Origin of the sequence: Nocardioides sp. OK12, from assembly GCF_024341885.1 — a bacterium.
Taxonomy (GTDB): domain Bacteria; phylum Actinomycetota; class Actinomycetes; order Propionibacteriales; family Nocardioidaceae; genus Nocardioides; species Nocardioides marinisabuli.
Genome location: NZ_BNET01000002.1, coordinates 85747 through 101033 on the forward strand (window position 1 = coordinate 85747; position 15287 = coordinate 101033).

At 74.0% G+C, this 15287-nt stretch carries 15 protein-coding genes and 1 tRNA gene; 11 read left to right on the plus strand and 5 right to left on the minus strand.

All coding sequences use genetic code 11. The features are described from left to right. Positions 1-165 precede the first annotated feature (165 nt). The 8 genes from OCU29_RS04585 to OCU29_RS04620 all read left to right on the plus strand — a co-directional run bounded on the left by OCU29_RS04585 (position 166) and on the right by OCU29_RS04620 (position 7526). Entirely contained in the window at positions 166-927 is a 762-nt protein-coding gene (locus tag OCU29_RS04585) for a DeoR/GlpR family DNA-binding transcription regulator (RefSeq protein WP_261818974.1), read from the plus strand. Between the two features lie 104 nt (positions 928-1031). After that, positions 1032-2396 (plus strand): sugar ABC transporter substrate-binding protein, encoded by a 1365-nt coding sequence (locus OCU29_RS04590; protein ID WP_261818975.1) that lies wholly within the window; start codon positions 1032-1034, stop codon positions 2394-2396. A gap of 121 nt (positions 2397-2517) precedes the next feature. Then, the gene (locus OCU29_RS04595) at positions 2518-3522 is read left to right on the plus strand and encodes a carbohydrate ABC transporter permease (RefSeq protein WP_179615076.1); all 1005 of its coding nucleotides are present in this window, start codon (positions 2518-2520) and stop codon (positions 3520-3522) included. Continuing rightward, positions 3519-4478, plus strand: a complete 960-nt coding sequence (locus OCU29_RS04600) for a carbohydrate ABC transporter permease (protein WP_261818976.1) — start codon at positions 3519-3521, stop codon at positions 4476-4478. The genes OCU29_RS04595 and OCU29_RS04600 overlap by 4 nt, the downstream gene beginning before the upstream one ends. Then, positions 4475-5977: a mannitol dehydrogenase family protein gene (locus OCU29_RS04605; protein ID WP_261818977.1), complete on the plus strand. Its 1503-nt coding sequence runs from the start codon at positions 4475-4477 to the stop codon at positions 5975-5977. Before OCU29_RS04600 ends, OCU29_RS04605 begins: the two co-directional genes overlap by 4 nt. Positions 5978-6015: 38 nt before the next feature. Then, a tRNA-Ser gene (locus OCU29_RS04610) sits at positions 6016-6103 on the plus strand. A 92-nt stretch (positions 6104-6195) separates the two neighbouring features. Next, positions 6196-6729, plus strand: a complete 534-nt coding sequence (locus OCU29_RS04615) for a gamma carbonic anhydrase family protein (protein ID WP_261818978.1) — start codon at positions 6196-6198, stop codon at positions 6727-6729. Next, positions 6726-7526, plus strand: a complete 801-nt coding sequence (locus OCU29_RS04620; RefSeq protein WP_261818979.1) for a crotonase/enoyl-CoA hydratase family protein — start codon at positions 6726-6728, stop codon at positions 7524-7526. Before OCU29_RS04615 ends, OCU29_RS04620 begins: the two co-directional genes overlap by 4 nt. Before the next feature lie 110 nt (positions 7527-7636). Here OCU29_RS04620 and OCU29_RS04625 read toward each other — a convergent pair whose 3' ends face one another. Together OCU29_RS04625 and OCU29_RS04630 are read right to left on the minus strand one after the other, a co-directional pair. Further along, positions 7637-7981, minus strand: a complete 345-nt coding sequence (locus tag OCU29_RS04625) for a hypothetical protein (RefSeq protein ID WP_261818980.1) — start codon at positions 7979-7981, stop codon at positions 7637-7639. Positions 7982-8019: 38 nt separating this feature from the next. After that, on the minus strand, positions 8020-8418 hold the full coding sequence (locus tag OCU29_RS04630; protein ID WP_261818981.1) for a hypothetical protein: 399 nt from the start codon (positions 8416-8418) through the stop codon (positions 8020-8022). A gap of 37 nt (positions 8419-8455) precedes the next feature. Between OCU29_RS04630 and OCU29_RS04635 the strand changes: the two genes are divergently transcribed. Beyond that, complete coding sequence (locus OCU29_RS04635) at positions 8456-9331, plus strand: MoxR family ATPase (protein ID WP_179615083.1); 876 nt, start codon at positions 8456-8458, stop codon at positions 9329-9331. 6 nt (positions 9332-9337) lie between these two features. Continuing rightward, positions 9338-10822, plus strand: a complete 1485-nt coding sequence (locus OCU29_RS04640) for a VWA domain-containing protein (RefSeq protein WP_261818982.1) — start codon at positions 9338-9340, stop codon at positions 10820-10822. A gap of 1 nt (position 10823) precedes the next feature. On the opposite strand, the gene OCU29_RS04645 is transcribed toward OCU29_RS04640, so the two are convergent. Genes OCU29_RS04645 through OCU29_RS04655 form a run of 3 tightly spaced genes read right to left on the minus strand, consistent with a single transcriptional unit; the run spans position 10824 to position 13649 of the window. Then, complete coding sequence (locus OCU29_RS04645; protein ID WP_261818983.1) at positions 10824-12203, minus strand: hypothetical protein; 1380 nt, start codon at positions 12201-12203, stop codon at positions 10824-10826. Next, on the minus strand, positions 12200-13189 hold the full coding sequence (locus OCU29_RS04650; protein ID WP_261818984.1) for a hypothetical protein: 990 nt from the start codon (positions 13187-13189) through the stop codon (positions 12200-12202). Before OCU29_RS04650 ends, OCU29_RS04645 begins: the two co-directional genes overlap by 4 nt. A 7-nt stretch (positions 13190-13196) precedes the next feature. After that, entirely contained in the window at positions 13197-13649 is a 453-nt protein-coding gene (locus tag OCU29_RS04655; RefSeq protein ID WP_261818985.1) for a hypothetical protein, read from the minus strand. A gap of 202 nt (positions 13650-13851) precedes the next feature. Between OCU29_RS04655 and OCU29_RS04660 the strand changes: the two genes are divergently transcribed. Then, complete coding sequence (locus OCU29_RS04660; RefSeq protein WP_261818986.1) at positions 13852-15273, plus strand: YncE family protein; 1422 nt, start codon at positions 13852-13854, stop codon at positions 15271-15273. Positions 15274-15287 lie beyond the last annotated feature (14 nt).

The following is a 15287-nucleotide window of genomic DNA, read 5'->3' on the forward strand; positions in this document are numbered from 1 at the left end:
GGCGGACGATCCGGTCCCAATCGGGCACCACTCGGGCATCCGGTTACCGCCAACCGGACTCGCCACGGACATGTGACGAGGGGCACCATGGAGGGGTACCGCTCGCCGTGACACCAGTCACAGCCCGACTCGGCCCGAACGGGCACACCCGGAGAGGAGATCGACATGGAAGCCGTCCGGCGCCAGCGCGAGATCCTCGACCGGGCCCGGTCCGACGGCCGGGTCGACGTCGTCGCCCTGGCCAACGACCTGGGCGTGGCTCCCGAGACCGTGCGTCGCGACCTGCGCCACCTGGCCGACCGCGGGGTCGTCCAGCGGGTGCACGGCGGGGCCTACCCCGTCGAGAGCGCCGGCTTCGAGAGCGACCTCGCCGCCCGGACCCTCAGCGGGGTCAGCCAGAAGCGTCGGGTGGCCGCGGCCGCCGCCGAGCACCTCGAGGGCGCCGAGACCATCTACGTCGACGAGGGCTTCACCCCGCAGCTGGTGGCCGAGGCGCTGCGGCCCGAGGGGCCGCTGACCGTGGTCACCTCCTCGCTGCTCACCGCCACGGCGCTGGCCGGCCAGGCCGGCGTGACCGTGCTGGTGCTCGGCGGCCGGGTGCGCGGGCGCACCATGGCCACCGTCGACCACTGGGCCACCAGGATGCTCGACGACCTGGTCATCGACCTGGCCTTCCTGGGCGCCAACGGCGTGTCCCGCGAGCACGGGCTGACCACCCCCGACCCGGCCGTGGCCGCGGTCAAGAACCTGGTCGTCCAGCGCTCGCGACGACGCGTCTTCGTCGGGGTCGCCAAGAAGTTCGGGGTCTCGAGCTTCTGCCGCTTCGCCGACATCACCGATTTCGAGGCTCTGGTCACCGACACGGGTCTCAGCGCCACCGAGGCGCACCGCTATGCAGCACTCGGACCCCAGGTGGTGCGCGCCTAGCCGGCGCGCCCCTCTCCCGCTGACCGTCGCCCGACGGTCGGCCTGCCGGCCACGCCCGTGACCGGTGCCAGACCGCACACGCACGACCTCATGGAGGACTGAAGATGGGCACCACGACAAAGCGGCTCGCCGCAGCCGCCATCGCACCCGCGGTGGCAGGCCTCGTACTCAGCGGATGCGCAGGCGCCGGTGGGGGCGGGGAGGCCGGCACCGACGGGGAGGGTGGCGCGATCACCGTCCTCATGGTCGGCAACCCGCAGATGCAGGACATCCAGCAGATCACCGAGGACACCTTCACCGCCGACACCGGCATCGAGGTCAACTACACGGTGCTGCCCGAGAACGAGCTGCGCGACAAGGTCACCCAGGACGTCGCCACCGGCGCCGGGCAGTACGACGTGGTCTCGGTGGGCGCCTACGAGGTGCCGATCTGGGCCAAGAACGGCTGGCTCAAGCCGCTCGACGAGTACGTCGAGGGCGACGACGAGTACGACGTCGACGACCTGCTCGACCCGATGATCGCCTCGCTGTCCTCCGACGACCAGCTCTACGCGCTCCCGTTCTACGGCGAGTCCTCGTTCCTGATGTACCGCAAGGACGTGCTCAAGGACGAGGGCCTCGAGATGCCCGAGCGGCCCACCTGGGACGAGGTCGCCGACATCGCGGCCAAGGTCGACGGCGCCCAGCCGGGCATGAAGGGGATCTGCCTGCGCGGGCTGCCGGGCTGGGGCGAGATGTTCGCTCCGCTGACGACGGTGGTCAACACGTTCGGCGGCACCTGGTTCACCGAGGACTGGGAGGCCCAGGTCGATGGCCCCGAGTTCACCGAGGCCGTGCAGTTCTACGTCGACCTGGTGCGCGAGCACGGTGAGGCCGGCGCCTCGCAGGCGGGCTTCACCGAGTGCCTCAACGCGATGAGCCAGAGCAAGGTCGCGATGTGGTACGACGCCACCTCGGCCGCCGGCTCCCTGGAGGACCCCAAGGTCAGCAACGTGGCCGGGAAGATCGGCTACGCCTTCGCGCCGGTCAAGGAGACCGACTCCAGCGGCTGGCTGTGGACCTGGTCGTGGGCGATGCCCGAGACCACCACCAACTCCGACGCGGCCGCCGAGTTCATGAAGTGGGCCACCTCGAAGGAGTACGAGCAGACCGTCGGCGAGGAGCTCGGCTGGTCGCGGCTGCCCGCGGGCAAGCGTGAGAGCACCTACGAGATCCCCGAGTACCAGGAGGTCTCGGAGGCCTTCGGCCCGATCACGCTGCAGGCCATCGAGGAGGCCGACCCGACCGACCCGGGCGTCCAGCCCCGCCCGACCGTGGGCGTCCAGTTCGTCGGCATCCCCGAGTTCGCCGACCTCGGCACCAAGGTCTCGCAGGAGATCTCGGCCGCCATCGCCGGCAGGGGCACCGTCGAGGAGGCGCTGGCCCAGGGCCAGAAGCTCGCCGAGGAGGTCGCGGCCGAGTACCAGTGACCACGCCCGGGCGGGTCGGCGCGAGCCGGCCCGCCCGGTCCCCGCGCCGGCGTCGCCGACGTAGACCCCGCTCCACCCGCCCCATCTCGCACCACGTCGAGACCGCCCGACCGGAGGACGCATGAGTGCCACCGCCACCCCGGCGCCGGAGGACCAGGCCCGTTCGGGCCACCGCTCCCGCCCGCCTCGCCACGAGCTGACCCGCGCCCAGAAGTGGCGTCGCCGCGGCCCGCTGATGCCGGCGCTGATCTTCACGATCATCGTCACCCAGCTGCCGTTCCTGCTCACCATCGCCATCTCGACGCTGAACTGGAACGTTCTGCAGCCCGGGGACAAGAACTTCCTCGGGATGGGCAACTTCAGCTCGTTCGCCGGGTTCGACAACTACCGGACCGTCTTCACCGACAGCCGGCTGCGCGACGCCGTGGTCAACACCATGGTGCTCACCGTCTCGGTGGTCCTGATCAGCATGCTGCTGGGCCTGATGCTCGCGCTGCTGCTGGACCGCAAGTTCCCGGGTCGCGGCCTGGCCCGCACGCTGCTGATCGCACCGTTCCTGGTGATGCCGGTGGCCTCCGCGCTGATCTGGAAGCACGCCCTCTACAACCCCGACTACGGCCTGTTCAACGGCACGCTCAACTGGGTCTGGCAGCTGTTCGGGGCCGAGGAGGGACCGGTCATCGACTACGTCTCGACCTTCCCGATGCCGGCGGTCATCGCCGCGCTGGTCTGGCAGTGGACGCCGTTCATGATGCTGATCCTGCTCGCCGGGCTGCAGTCGCAGCCGGGTGACGTGCTCGAGGCCGCCAAGATCGACCGGGCCTCGGGGATGCAGACCTTCCGCTTCATCACCCTGCCGCACCTGCGCCGCTACATCGAGCTGTCCATCCTGCTCGGCTCGATCTACGTCCTGCAGACCTTCGACGCCATCTTCACCATCACCCAGGGCGGCCCCGGCTCGGCGACGACCAACCTGCCCTACGAGATCTACCTGACCCTGTTCCGCAAGTTCGAGTACGGCGAGGCCGCTGCGGCCGGCGTCGTGGTCGTCATCGGCTCCATCGTCGTGGCGACCTTCGCCCTGCGGGTCATCTCGTCCCTCTTCAGCGAGGAGCACCAGCGATGAGCACGCGCACCCCCGACCAGAGCGCCGGTACCCGGTACCCGGCCGACCCGCTCGACGCCCACGGGGCCGACCCCGGCGACGTCGCCGAGGGCATCGCGCCACCGCCGGCCCAGAAGCGCCGCCGCCGGCGCAGCAGCGGCGGCGACGGCGACCGGGCCGGGTGGCGCTGGGCCACGCTGGCCTGGGTGCTGACCCTGCTCTTCGTCGCCCCGGTCTTCTGGATGGTCCTGACCTCGTTCCACCAGGAGTCCGACGCCGCGACCAGCCCGCCGTCGATCTTCGCGCCGCTGAGCTTCGACAACTACGCGGCCGTCTTCGACCGCGGGGCCAGCACCTTCCTGATCAACTCCGCGATCGCCAGCGGCGTCTCGACGCTGCTGGTCCTGATCCTGGCGGTCCCGGCGGCGTACGCGCTGTCGATCCGGCCGGTGGAGAAGTGGACCGACGTGATGTTCTTCTTCCTCTCCACCAAGTTCCTGCCGCCGATCGCCGCGCTGCTGCCGGTCTACCTGATCGTCAAGCAGATCGGTGGGCTCGACAACGTCTTCACGCTGGTCATCCTCTACACCGCGATGAACATGCCGATCGCGGTCTGGATGATGCAGTCCTTCCTGGCCGAGATCCCGCCCGAGATCCTCGAGGCCGCCCAGGTCGACGGTGCCGGCTTCCTGCGCACCGTGTGGAGCATCGTGACGCCGATGGCCTCGCCGGGCCTGGCCGCGACCGCGCTGATCTGCTTCATCTTCAGCTGGAACGAGTTCATGTTCGCGGTGAACCTGACGGCCACGGTCTCCGCGACCTCGCCGATCTTCCTGGTCGGGTTCATCTCCAGCCAGGGCCTGTTCCTGGCCAAGCTGTGCGCCGCGGCCACCCTGGTCTCGCTGCCGGTGATGATCGCCGGGTTCGCAGCGCAGGACAAGCTCGTCCGCGGCCTGTCCCTGGGAGCCGTCAAGTGAGCGCTGCCACCACCGCCCGCACCCCCCTGCGCCAGGACACCCTGGCGCAGGTGGGGGAGCGGGTCCCCGTCCCGACGTACGACCGCGGCGCGCTGCGCCACGGGATCGCCCACCTCGGCGTGGGCGGCTTCCACCGCGCCCACCAGGCGATGTACCTCGACGAGCTGATGAACCGCGGGGAGGCGCTCGACTGGGCCATCACCGGCGTCGGGCTGATGCCCGGCGACGCCCGGATGGCCGAGGCGATGGCCGCCCAGGACTGCCTCTACACCGTCGTGGTCAAGCACCCCGACGGCTCGCGGGAGCCCCGGGTGGTCGGCTCGATGGTCGACTACCTCTTCGCCCCCGAGCGCGGGGCCGAGGTGCTCGACCTGCTCGCCGACCCCGCCACCCGGATCGTGTCGCTCACGGTCACCGAGGGCGGCTACCACGTCCACCAGGTCACCGGCGAGCTCGACGCCGACGACGACGGGCTGCGCCACGACCTCGCGCTGGCCGACGGCGAGCTGCCCGTCACCGCGTTCGGGTACGTCGTCGAGGCGCTGGCCCGCCGCCGGGCCGCCGGCACGGCGCCGTTCACGGTGATGTCGTGCGACAACATCCAGGGCAACGGCCACGTCGCCAGCCGGATGCTCACCGCGTTCGCGCGGCTGCGCGACCCCGGGCTGGCCGACTGGATCGCCGCCGAGGTGCGCTTCCCCAACTCGATGGTCGACCGGATCACCCCGGTCACCACCCCCGAGGACCGCGAGGACCTGGCCGCCCACTCGGGCGTCGAGGACGCCTGGCCGGTCGTCTGCGAGCCGTTCACCCAGTGGGTGCTCGAGGACGACTTCGTCAGCGGCGATCGCCCGGCGCTCGAGGACGTCGACGTGCAGGTGGTGCCCGACGTGACGCCGTACGAGCTGATGAAGCTGCGGCTGCTCAACGCCGGTCACCAGGCGCTGGCCTACCTCGGCGTGCTCGCGGGCTACACCTACGCCCACGAGGCGGCCGCCGACCCGCTCCTGGAGCGCTACCTGCTCGGCTACATGGAGCAGGAGGCCAGCCCGACGCTGGCGCCGCTGCCCGGGCTCGACCTCGACGCCTACCGGCACCGGCTCATCGAGCGCTTCGCCAACCCCGAGATCCGCGACACCCTGGCCCGGCTGTGCGCCGAGAGCTCCGACCGCATCCCCAAGTGGCTGCTGCCGGTGGTCCGCGAGCGGCTCGCGGCCGGGGGCGAGGTGCGGCACGCCGCGCTGACGGTGGCCGCCTGGTCGCGCTACGCCGAGGCGGTCGACGAGCAGGGGCAGCCGATCGAGGTCGTCGACCGGCGCCGCGACGCGGTGCTGGCGCGGGCCCGGGCCCAGGCGGAGGACCCGCTGGCCTTCCTGCGCGACCCCGACCTCTTCGGCGACCTCGTCGACGAGCCGGGGTTCACCGGCCCCTACCTCGAGGCGCGCGCGCTGCTGCACGAGGTCGGCGCCGAGGAGACCCTGCGCCGCTGGGTCGGCTGATTTCGCCCGAGCGCGGCGCCTCCGGTACATTCACCGGCGGTGGCGTGTCCGAGAGGCCGAAGGTGCATCACTCGAAATGATGTGTGGGGAAACCCACCGTGGGTTCAAATCCCACCGCCACCGCCAGCTGAGCCGAACGCCCCGGAGCACCGCTCCGGGGCGTTCGTCGTGCGTGGGGTGGGCCCACCGGCGGCGCCGCACCGGGCAGGATGTGCGCCGTGAACCTCTTCGAGCTCGACGGCAAGCGACCCTCCGTGCACCCCGAGGCCTGGGTGGCCCCCACCGCGACCCTCATCGGCGACGTGGTCGTCGAGAAGGACGCCAGCATCTGGTACGGCGTCGTGGTGCGCGCCGACGTCTGCTCGATCGTGGTGCGCGAGGGCACCAACGTGCAGGACAACTCGGTGCTGCACGCCGCCCCCGGCGAGCACCTGGTCATCGGCCCGAACGCCACGATCGGGCACGGCTGCGTCGTGCACTGCAGCGAGGTGGGCGAGCAGGCTCTGGTGGGCAACGGCTCGACGCTGCTCGACGGGGCGCGCATCGGCGGCGGCACCCTCGTCGCGGCCGGGTCGGTGGTCACCCCGGGCACCGAGATCCCCGCCGGCGTGGTCGCGGCCGGCGTCCCGTGCAAGGTGGTCAAGCCGATCGAGGGCACCAGCTCCCAGCAGTGGGTCGAGCACAACGCGGCTGGCTACCAGGAGCTGGCCCGCCACCACGCCACGAGCGCCCGGCGGGTCGAGGGCTCGTGAGCCCGGCGGCGTACGACCCGGAGCCGGGGGCGGTGCGGGTCGAGGTCGACGGCCCGGTCACCACGGTGGTGCTGCACCGCCCGCACGCCCGCAACGCCGTCGACGGACCCACCGCCACCGCGCTGGCCGACGCCTTCCGTGCCTTCGAGGCCGACGAGACCCAGCACGTCGCGGTGCTGTGGGGCGACGGCGGCACGTTCTGCGCCGGCGCCGACCTCAAGGCCGTCGGCACCGAGCGGGGCAACCGGGTGCTCGACCCGGCCGACGGGGTCGACGCGCCGATGGGGCCGACCCGGATGCGGCTCTCGAAGCCGGTGGTCGCCGCCATCGAGGGGTACGCCGTCGCCGGCGGCCTCGAGCTCGCCGCCTGGGCCGACCTGCGCGTGGCCGCGACCGACGCCGTCCTGGGTGTCCTCTGCCGGCGCTGGGGCGTGCCGCTCATCGACGGCGGCACGGTGCGCCTGCCGCGCCTCATCGGCACCAGCCGGGCCCTCGACCTGGTGCTCACCGGCCGCGAGGTCGGTGCCGAGGAGGCCGAGCGGATCGGCCTGGTCAACCGCGTCGTGGCCCCCGGCACCGCGCGGGCCGAGGCCGAGGCCCTGGCCCACCACCTCGCCGCGCTGCCCCAGGTGTGCCTGCGCCGCGACCGGGCCTCGGTGCTCGACCAGCACGGTCTCGACGAGGAGGCCGCCCTGGCGGTCGAGCTCGACCACGGCCGGGTCTCCCTCGCGGCCGGGGCCCTCGACGGGGCCGCCCGCTTCGCCGCCGGCGCCGGCCGGCACGGCGAGCCGGTCTGACGGCCGAGCAGTCACTTTCGAACCATCCACCGGTCACTTCTGAACCCGGCGCGTCCACCGGGGTGGACCGTAAGTGACTGCTCGAGGGTTCAGAAGTGACCGCTCGGCCGTCAGGTGAGGGGGCGGGCGCAGACGGCGACCAGCGTGCCCGAGGCCGTCCCCTCGTACGCCGCCCAGCCGCGCTCGAAGTCGACCATCCGCAGGGCGCCCTCCTCGGAGCGCAGCACCGCCGAGGCCGGCACGGCGCCGTCCTCGAGGCCGGCCGTCGAGCACCCGTACAGCGTCATCAGCCGGTCCAGGCGGTCACTCGTGGGGTCGGAGGGTGCGACCGAGGGGGAGGGGGCGCCGGTGAGGGTGCCGGTCAGCACGGCGACGACCGCCAGCACGGCGCCGAGCTTGACCGCGCCCAGCAGGAGACGCCTGCGGGGGCCGGGGGAGGGGCGGGGGGAGCTCACTGCCTCGATTTTACTCGCGCGGTGGTGACGGGTGGGGCTCATGCGTCCTCGGCCGCCCGGGTGCCGAGGCACACCGCGACGAGGGTCCCGGGCCGCACCCCCTCGTGGGCCGCCCAGCCGCGGGCGAAGCTCACCACCCGCAGCTGCCCGCGGGGGGTGCGCAGCAGGGCCGCCGAGGGCAGGGAGCCGTCGAGGAAGCCGGTGGTGGAGCAGCGGTGGTCGGCCATCAGGTCGGCCACCTGGGCGACCGGGTCGGGGCCCGCCGGGGACGCCGGCTCGGCCTGGCCGTGCACGCCCAGGGCGACGCTCACCACCGTCGCGAGCGCGCCCCAGCGGAACAGGCGCAGCCCGCGCAGCACGGCCCGCGACGGGGCGGGGGCGGCGAGGCGGTCGGGGACGGGCACACGGGTCCAACGAGCCAGGGTGAGCCGGGTCACGAGCCGGTCCGGCCCAGGCGTGGGACAGGATGGGCCCATGACCTGGTTCAGCTCGCCGACCGACGCCGCCGACCGCCTGGGTGCGACCGGCTACCTCACCGACGCGGCGACCGCGACGACGACGTACCTGGCGGGGGCGTTGGAGAAGCCGCTGCTCATCGAGGGCCCGGCCGGTGTCGGCAAGACCGAGCTGGCCAAGGCGGTGGCCCGCGCGAACGGCGCCGAGCTGGTGCGGCTGCAGTGCTACGAGGGGCTCGACGAGGCCCGCGCGCTCTATGAGTGGAACTACAAGAAGCAGCTGCTGCGCATCCAGGCCAGCCAGGGCACCGACGCGTCGTGGGACGAGACCCACGACGACATCTTCACCGACGAGTTCCTCCTGACCCGGCCGCTGCTGACCGCGATCCGCCGCGAGGAGCCGACCGTGCTGCTCATCGACGAGGTCGACAAGACCGACGTCGAGGTCGAGGGGCTGCTGCTCGAGGTGCTCTCCGACTTCCAGGTCACGATCCCCGAGATGGGCACCGTGGCCGCGGTGCGCCGCCCGTTCGTGGTGCTGACCTCCAACGCGACCCGCGAGCTGTCGGAGGCGGTCAAGCGCCGCTGCCTCTACCTGCACCTGGACTACCCCGACTCCGAGCGGGAGCGCGAGATCGTCGTCTCGCAGGTGCCCGGCCTCGAGGAGGCGGTCGCCACCCAGCTCGTCGCCATGGTCGCGCGGCTGCGCGAGCTGGAGCTGAAGAAGGCGCCGTCGATCGCGGAGTCCGTCGACTGGGCGCGCACCCTCATCGCCCTCGAGATCAGCGACCTCGACGACGCGGCCGTCAACGCCACGCTCGGCGTGGTGCTCAAGCACGTCTCCGACCAGGAGCGCGCGGTCAAGGAGCTGCGCCTCGACCGCGCGGGGCGCTGACCCACGATGAGCACCCCTGACGACGCCGCCCCGCACCCTCCGGGGGCGCGCTCGGGCCTGCTCGACCGCCACATCTCCTTCCTCGAGGCGCTGCGGGCGGCCGGGCTCCCGGTCTCGCTGGCCGAGGACCTCGACGCCGTCGCGGTGCTGACCGCGCTGCCGTGGGACGACCGGGCCGTCGTGCGCGAGGGGTACGCCGCCGCCGTGGTCAAGCGGCACGCCCAGCGCGCGACCTTCGACGCGCTGTTCGACCTCTACTTCCCGCGCCTGGTGGGCGACGGGTCCACCCGGCTCGACGGTGGCGAGGGTGAGGGCCCCGACGGCCCCGACAGCCCCGACAGCCCCGACAGCAGTACCCGGGACGCCGACGAGCGGCCGGTCGTGCCGGGCTCGCGCGACAACGCGGAGGCGCTGCGCGACTTCCGCGAGCGCCTCGAGGCCGCGATGGCCGCCGGCGACGAGGAGCAGCTGGCCCGCCTGGCCGCGGAGGCCGTGGGCCGCTTCGGCGCGATGCCCGGGCGGGGGCCGGGGCTCTCGTCGTGGTCGGCGTACACCGCGCTCCAGCGGGTGGCGCCCGGCGAGATCGTCGAGCGCCTGGTGCAGGGCCTGCTGGCCGAGGGCCGCGGCGAGGAGGAGGCGCAACGGGCGGCGGGGCAGCGCGTCGGCGACTTCACCCGCCGCGTCGAGGCTGACGCGCGGCGCCGCATCGGGGAGGAGAAGGGCGCCGACCACGTGGCCCGCACCGCCCTGCGCCCGACCATCGACCGCCTCGACTTCCTGCAGATGCGGCGCAGCGACCTGGAGCAGATGCGGCGCGAGATCTACCCGCTGGCCCGCCGGCTCGCGACCCGGCTGACCCAGGAGCACCACGCGCAGCGCCGCGGTCCGCTCGACTTCCGGCGCACCGTCCGGGCCTCGGTGTCGACCGGCGGGGTGCCGCTGACCACCCACCACAAGCCCAAGCGGCCGCACCGCAGCGAGCTCGTGGTGCTCTGCGACGTCTCCGGCAGCGTCGCCAACTTCGCGCAGTTCACCCTGCTGCTGGTCTTCGCGCTGCGCGAGCAGTTCACCAAGGTGCGCGCCTTCACCTTCATCGACCACGTCCACGAGGTCACACACCACTTCAAGCCCGGCGCCGACGTGGTCGACGTGATGGCCGACCTGGCCGCGAGCGCCTCGCACGCCGCGCTGTGGGGGCGCACCAGCTACGGGCGCGCCATCGACAAGTTCGCCGAGCAGCACGCCGACGCGATCGGCCCGCGCACCTCGCTGCTGGTCCTCGGCGACGCCCGCTCCAACTACTCCGACCTGGCCCTCGACACCCTGGCCGACCTGGCCGGTCAGTGCCGCCACGCCTGGTGGCTCAACCCCGAGCACCGGCGCCACTGGGACACCGGCGACTCCGCGGCCAGCCGCTACGCCGAGGTGGTGCCGATGGTCGAGTGCCGCAACCTCACCCAGCTCTCCGAGCTGGTCCACGACCTGCTCTGAGTCAGCGGCGCAGGTAGCCGAGGGCCGACAGCCGGTCGAGCTCGGCGACCAGGCGCGGGTGGGAGGAGCTGTCGGCGGCGCGACCACCGGCGACGTAGACCTCGCCGCGGCGGCCGTGGCCCTGCTCGGGGCCGCCGGGGCCGTCGGGGCCGTCGAAGACGACGGTCAGGCGGTGCTCGGCGCCGGCGTTGATGAGCGAGCCGAGCAGGGCGACCGGGTCGCCGCGGTGCTCCAGGCTCAGCACCCGCGTGGTGGGCGGGATCCGCGGGACCTGCGCGGCGGGCGCACCGGCGGTGACCACCTGCTCGACGGTGAAGGTGGCCGGCAGCGCGCCGGCCGCCACCTCCGCCGCGGTGGCCCCGCCGTGGGCGCCGCCCACCAGCATCACCCGGGCGTCGGGGGTCTCGCCCACCGCCCGCTCGAGCGCGTCGACCACCGCGTCGGCGTACGCCGCCCGGTCGCCGCTGACCAGCCGCAGCCGGCCGGTGCGGCCCGAGTCGGGCCCGGCCAGGTAGGCGATGAACCGGCCGCCACCGACCGCGCGCACCTCGACGCTGCGCTGGGAGTGGGTGAGGGTGACCAGCAGCTCCTCGAGCCCGGTCGGCGCGGCGCCGGTCGCGGTGCCCGGCTGCGGGGCCGGGCCGGGACCGTCGGCGTCCGGGGACCGGCCCGAGGACGCACCCGGCGCGGTGCCGCCGGGCTCGAGCATGCCGCCGGCGATGTCGCGCACCGCGGCGCCGACGTCGAGGCCCAGGTCGTCGATCCCGACCGCGCGGAGCCCACCGGCGGCCGCGAGGCCCGTGTCGTCGCGGGCCAGGGCGCCCACGGTGAGCAGCGAGCGCATCTGCAGGCTGTCGAGGAGCCCGCCGCCGCTGCTGACGTGGTCCATCAGGTCGGGGTGGTGCTCGGCGAGCTCCTCGAGGTAGCCCGCGACGCCGTCGCGGTCGAGGGCGTCGGTCTCGATCAGGCCCGCCGAGACGATCGCACCGCCCAGCGCCACCTCGGGCGCCAGGTAGCCGATCGCGCGCCCGGCGATCGAGCCGAGCGTCTCGTAGGCGGCGCTCTGCAGCTCGTCGATCCACCGGTAGGTCTGCACGGTGGCCCGCACCACGAGCGCGTCCGCGTCGAGCTCGACCGAGCGGTCGTGCAGTCCGCCGCGTCCGGTGGTCGCCCCCCGTACCGCGGCCTCGGCCTCGGCCCACGTGGGCGGGGAGAGCGGTGCGGAGCCGTGCACGGCGGGGTCGTCGAGCACCGCGCCGCCCAGGCGGGCACGCCCGCGCAGGTCCGCCCCGGCCCGGTCGAAGAGGTCGGCCAGGCGCAGCAGCTGGTCGTAGCCGTCGTCGCGGTCGGCGCGCTCGATCGCGCTCGGCGGCTCGGTCACCGGGGCACCTGCCCCGGCTCGTCCAGGACCTCGGCGAGCACCGGCGCCAGGTCGGCGGCCAGGCCGGCAGGCTCCACCCGTACGACGTCGACCCGGTGCTCGACGCCGTCCTGGCGCCCCTGCCGGGCACCGGTGCCGTGCGGGCGCACGGCGCGCCAGGCGTCGGCCAGCAGCACCCACGACACGACACCCACGACGGTGGTCTCGGTGCCCGAGACGTCGGCCACCAGCGCGCGCAGGCGTCCGCGCGGCTCGTGCAGCAGCGCCGCCAGCGCGGCTGCGGCCTCGACCTCGTCGAGGGGGCGGCCGCTGCCGTCGCGCAGCACGCCGGGGTGGCGCGCCAGCAGCACGGGCAGCAGGTCGGGCCGGTCGCTGCGCACCGCCTCCCCGGCGGCGTCGAGCAGCTCGTAGGGCACGTCGAGGCGGTCGGGCACGCTGCTGCGGCCGGTGGCGGCGTCCTCGGGCAGCACCGCGACCCGGGCCAGCTCGAGCGGCCACTGGTCGACCCCGAACCAGGCCAGCTCGAAGACCAGCCCGTCGACGGTGGCCAGGGTCGCGACGGCGCCGCCCGCCTGGCGGTGCCAGGCGCGGGCCCGCTGTCCCTCGACCGCCAGGTCGAGGTCGAGGGCCACCTCGGGCGTGGCGAGCAGGCCGACGGCGCCGGCGAGACCGTCGTCGACGCGGCCGTCGGCGAGCAGGCCCCGGCGCGCCAGGCTGTCGGCGGGGTCGTGCAGCGAGCCCAGCGCCTCGGCGTACGCCGCCTCCTCGCTCGAGCCGCGGCTGCGCCCGAGCCGGTCCTCCAGCCCACCGGGCACCGGCTCGGCGCCGGCCTCCGGGGCGGCCGCGAGGTCGAAGGGCAGCGGCGCGCCGCCGGCGGCCTCGGCGACGAGCTGCAGCTCGCGCAGGGTCACCGTGATGCGTCGCGGCAGCGCCTTGAGCCGGGTGGGCCGGGGCGGCGGGCTGCTCAGGTCGATGGTCGGCGGCACTCGGTGCTCACAGCCCCGGCAGCTCGACGTCGAGCCAGTCGCGGTGGCCCGGGGGCGGCAGCTCGGCGTCGAGGAGCTGCTGGTCGGCGGGGTCGGGCTCGCGCACGATCCCGGCCTCGCGGTCGGCGGCCGCGTGGGCCAGCACCGCTGCGACCCGCGCCCCGGCCTCGGCGCGCAGCGACCCGGCCCGCCGCTCGCGCTCGGCGATGGTGTCGCGGGCCCGCTCGGCCTCGGCGAGGTGGCGCTGCATCGCCTCGGCGGCCGCGTCGTGCCGGCCGGCGGCCTCGCGCAGGTGGGCGGCGCGCTCGCGCACGCGTTCGCGCATCGACGCGGCGGCCCGGCCGCTCCAGCCGACCGCCTCGGCCTGGGCCACGAGCCGGTCGGCCAGTGCGCGCACGTCGACCCCCTGCTCGCGCAGCTGGTCGACGCGTCTGCGGATCACCTCGGTGTCGCCGTACACGTCGTCTCCCTGCTCTGCTCGTGGCTCGGCATGGTCGGTCAGGACCCTTCCCCGGCCCTCCGGGACCAAACGCCTGACCAGACCGGTCGCACCGGGCATTGTGCTGGGTGTCGTCACCGTGAACGTCGTCACCCCCACGGGCGTGACCGTCGGCACACCGCGCTCGTTGCACAGGCGAGGCACCCGCTGCGAGAGGACCCCCATGTCGCTGCCCACCCCGCACGCCCAGCCCCCGTCGCGACGGCCCGGGCCCACACGACGCCGGGCCCTGACGGCGCCCCGCCGTGCCCTGGTCGGTGCGCTCGGCATCGCCCTGGCCGCCGGTCCGGTGGCCGCCGTGGCCGTCGCCGCCCCCGACCGGGCCCGGACGACCACCGCCGTCGCCGCGGCCCTCGAGCCCGGCGCCGGGACCCTGCTCGACGACGTGCGGGCCGCCGAGGTCCGGGCGGTCGAGCGCGGCTCGACCCAGGACGTCCGGGTCGGGCGCAAGAAGCGCCGCGTGGTGTTCGTCGGCAACAACTGGGAGGGCACCGCCGACCTGCTGCGACCCGGCTCGTTCAAGCGGATCGCGCGCGTCGACGTCGTGCCCGACCGGGAGGAGCGGATGGCCGAGATCCTCTCCAACCCGGTGCGCCTGGCCTTCTACGCCGCCATCCAGCAGTTCATCGGCGAGGGCAACGACCAGCTCGTCGACGACATGTACTCCTCCAACGACGGGCGTCTGCTGGTCGTCTCGCGGCCCTCGTACGCCGACGTCGTCGCCATCGACCTGCGCACCCGCGAGATCGTGTGGCGCTTCGCGGTCGACGGCTACCGCTCCGACCACATGGCGCTCTCGCCCGACGGGCGCACCGTGGTGGTCTCGGCCTCGACCGGCAACGTCGTGCACGCCCTCGACGTGCGCACCGGTGAGGAGGTGGGTCGCTTCGAGTCCGGCGGCTCGCCGCACGAGAGCGTCTTCATCGACGGTGGGCGACGCATCCTGCACGCCAGCATCGGCATGGTCTACACGCCCTTCGACCAGCCGGCGCTCGACCCGACGAAGGACGAGCGGGTGCTGCAGGTCGTCGACGCCCGCACCTTCGAGATCGAGCGCCGCTACGACCTGCGCGCCGCCCTCGACGCCGCCGGTCTCGAGGACGCCTCGACCGCGGTGCGGCCGCTGACCCTCTCGCCCGACGAGCAGCAGGTCTACTTCCAGCTCTCCTTCATGCACGGGTTCGTGCAGATGGACCGGCGCAGCGGCGAGATCGTGCGGGTCAAGCGGCTGCCCGACCTCGTCCCCGAGCTGCCGCGCGAGCTCTACCTGCTCGACTCCGCCCACCACGGGATCGCGATGGACCCCACCGGGCGCCGGATCTGCGTCGCCGGCACGATGTCCGACTACGTCACCGTGGTCGACGCCCGGTCCTTCCGGCGGACCAGGCTGGTGGTGCGCGAGGACGGCAAGCCCTACTGGGTCACGCCCAGCCACGACGGCCAGCACTGCTACATCTCCTGGAGCGGCACCGACGAGGTCTCCAAGGTCTCCTACCGCACCGGCCGGATCGTGCGCACCACCAGCGTCGGCGACCACCCGCAGCGGGTGCGCAACGGCGTGGTGCGCAAGAGCCACCTGCGCTGAAGGGGGCGGGGCGC

Excerpts from the sequence above, each read along its gene's own strand:
- OCU29_RS04585 (WP_261818974.1), top strand. The coding sequence starts at position 166 with ATGGAAGCCGTCCGGCGCCAGCGCGAGATCCTCGACCGGGCCCGGTCC.
- OCU29_RS04660 (WP_261818986.1), top strand. The coding sequence starts at position 13,852 with ATGTCGCTGCCCACCCCGCACGCCCAGCCCCCGTCGCGACGGCCCGGG.
- OCU29_RS04595 (WP_179615076.1), top strand. The coding sequence starts at position 2,518 with ATGAGTGCCACCGCCACCCCGGCGCCGGAGGACCAGGCCCGTTCGGGC.
- OCU29_RS04640 (WP_261818982.1), top strand. The coding sequence starts at position 9,338 with ATGAGCACCCCTGACGACGCCGCCCCGCACCCTCCGGGGGCGCGCTCG.
- OCU29_RS04590 (WP_261818975.1), top strand. The coding sequence starts at position 1,032 with ATGGGCACCACGACAAAGCGGCTCGCCGCAGCCGCCATCGCACCCGCG.
- OCU29_RS04600 (WP_261818976.1), top strand. The coding sequence starts at position 3,519 with ATGAGCACGCGCACCCCCGACCAGAGCGCCGGTACCCGGTACCCGGCC.
- OCU29_RS04635 (WP_179615083.1), top strand. The coding sequence starts at position 8,456 with ATGACCTGGTTCAGCTCGCCGACCGACGCCGCCGACCGCCTGGGTGCG.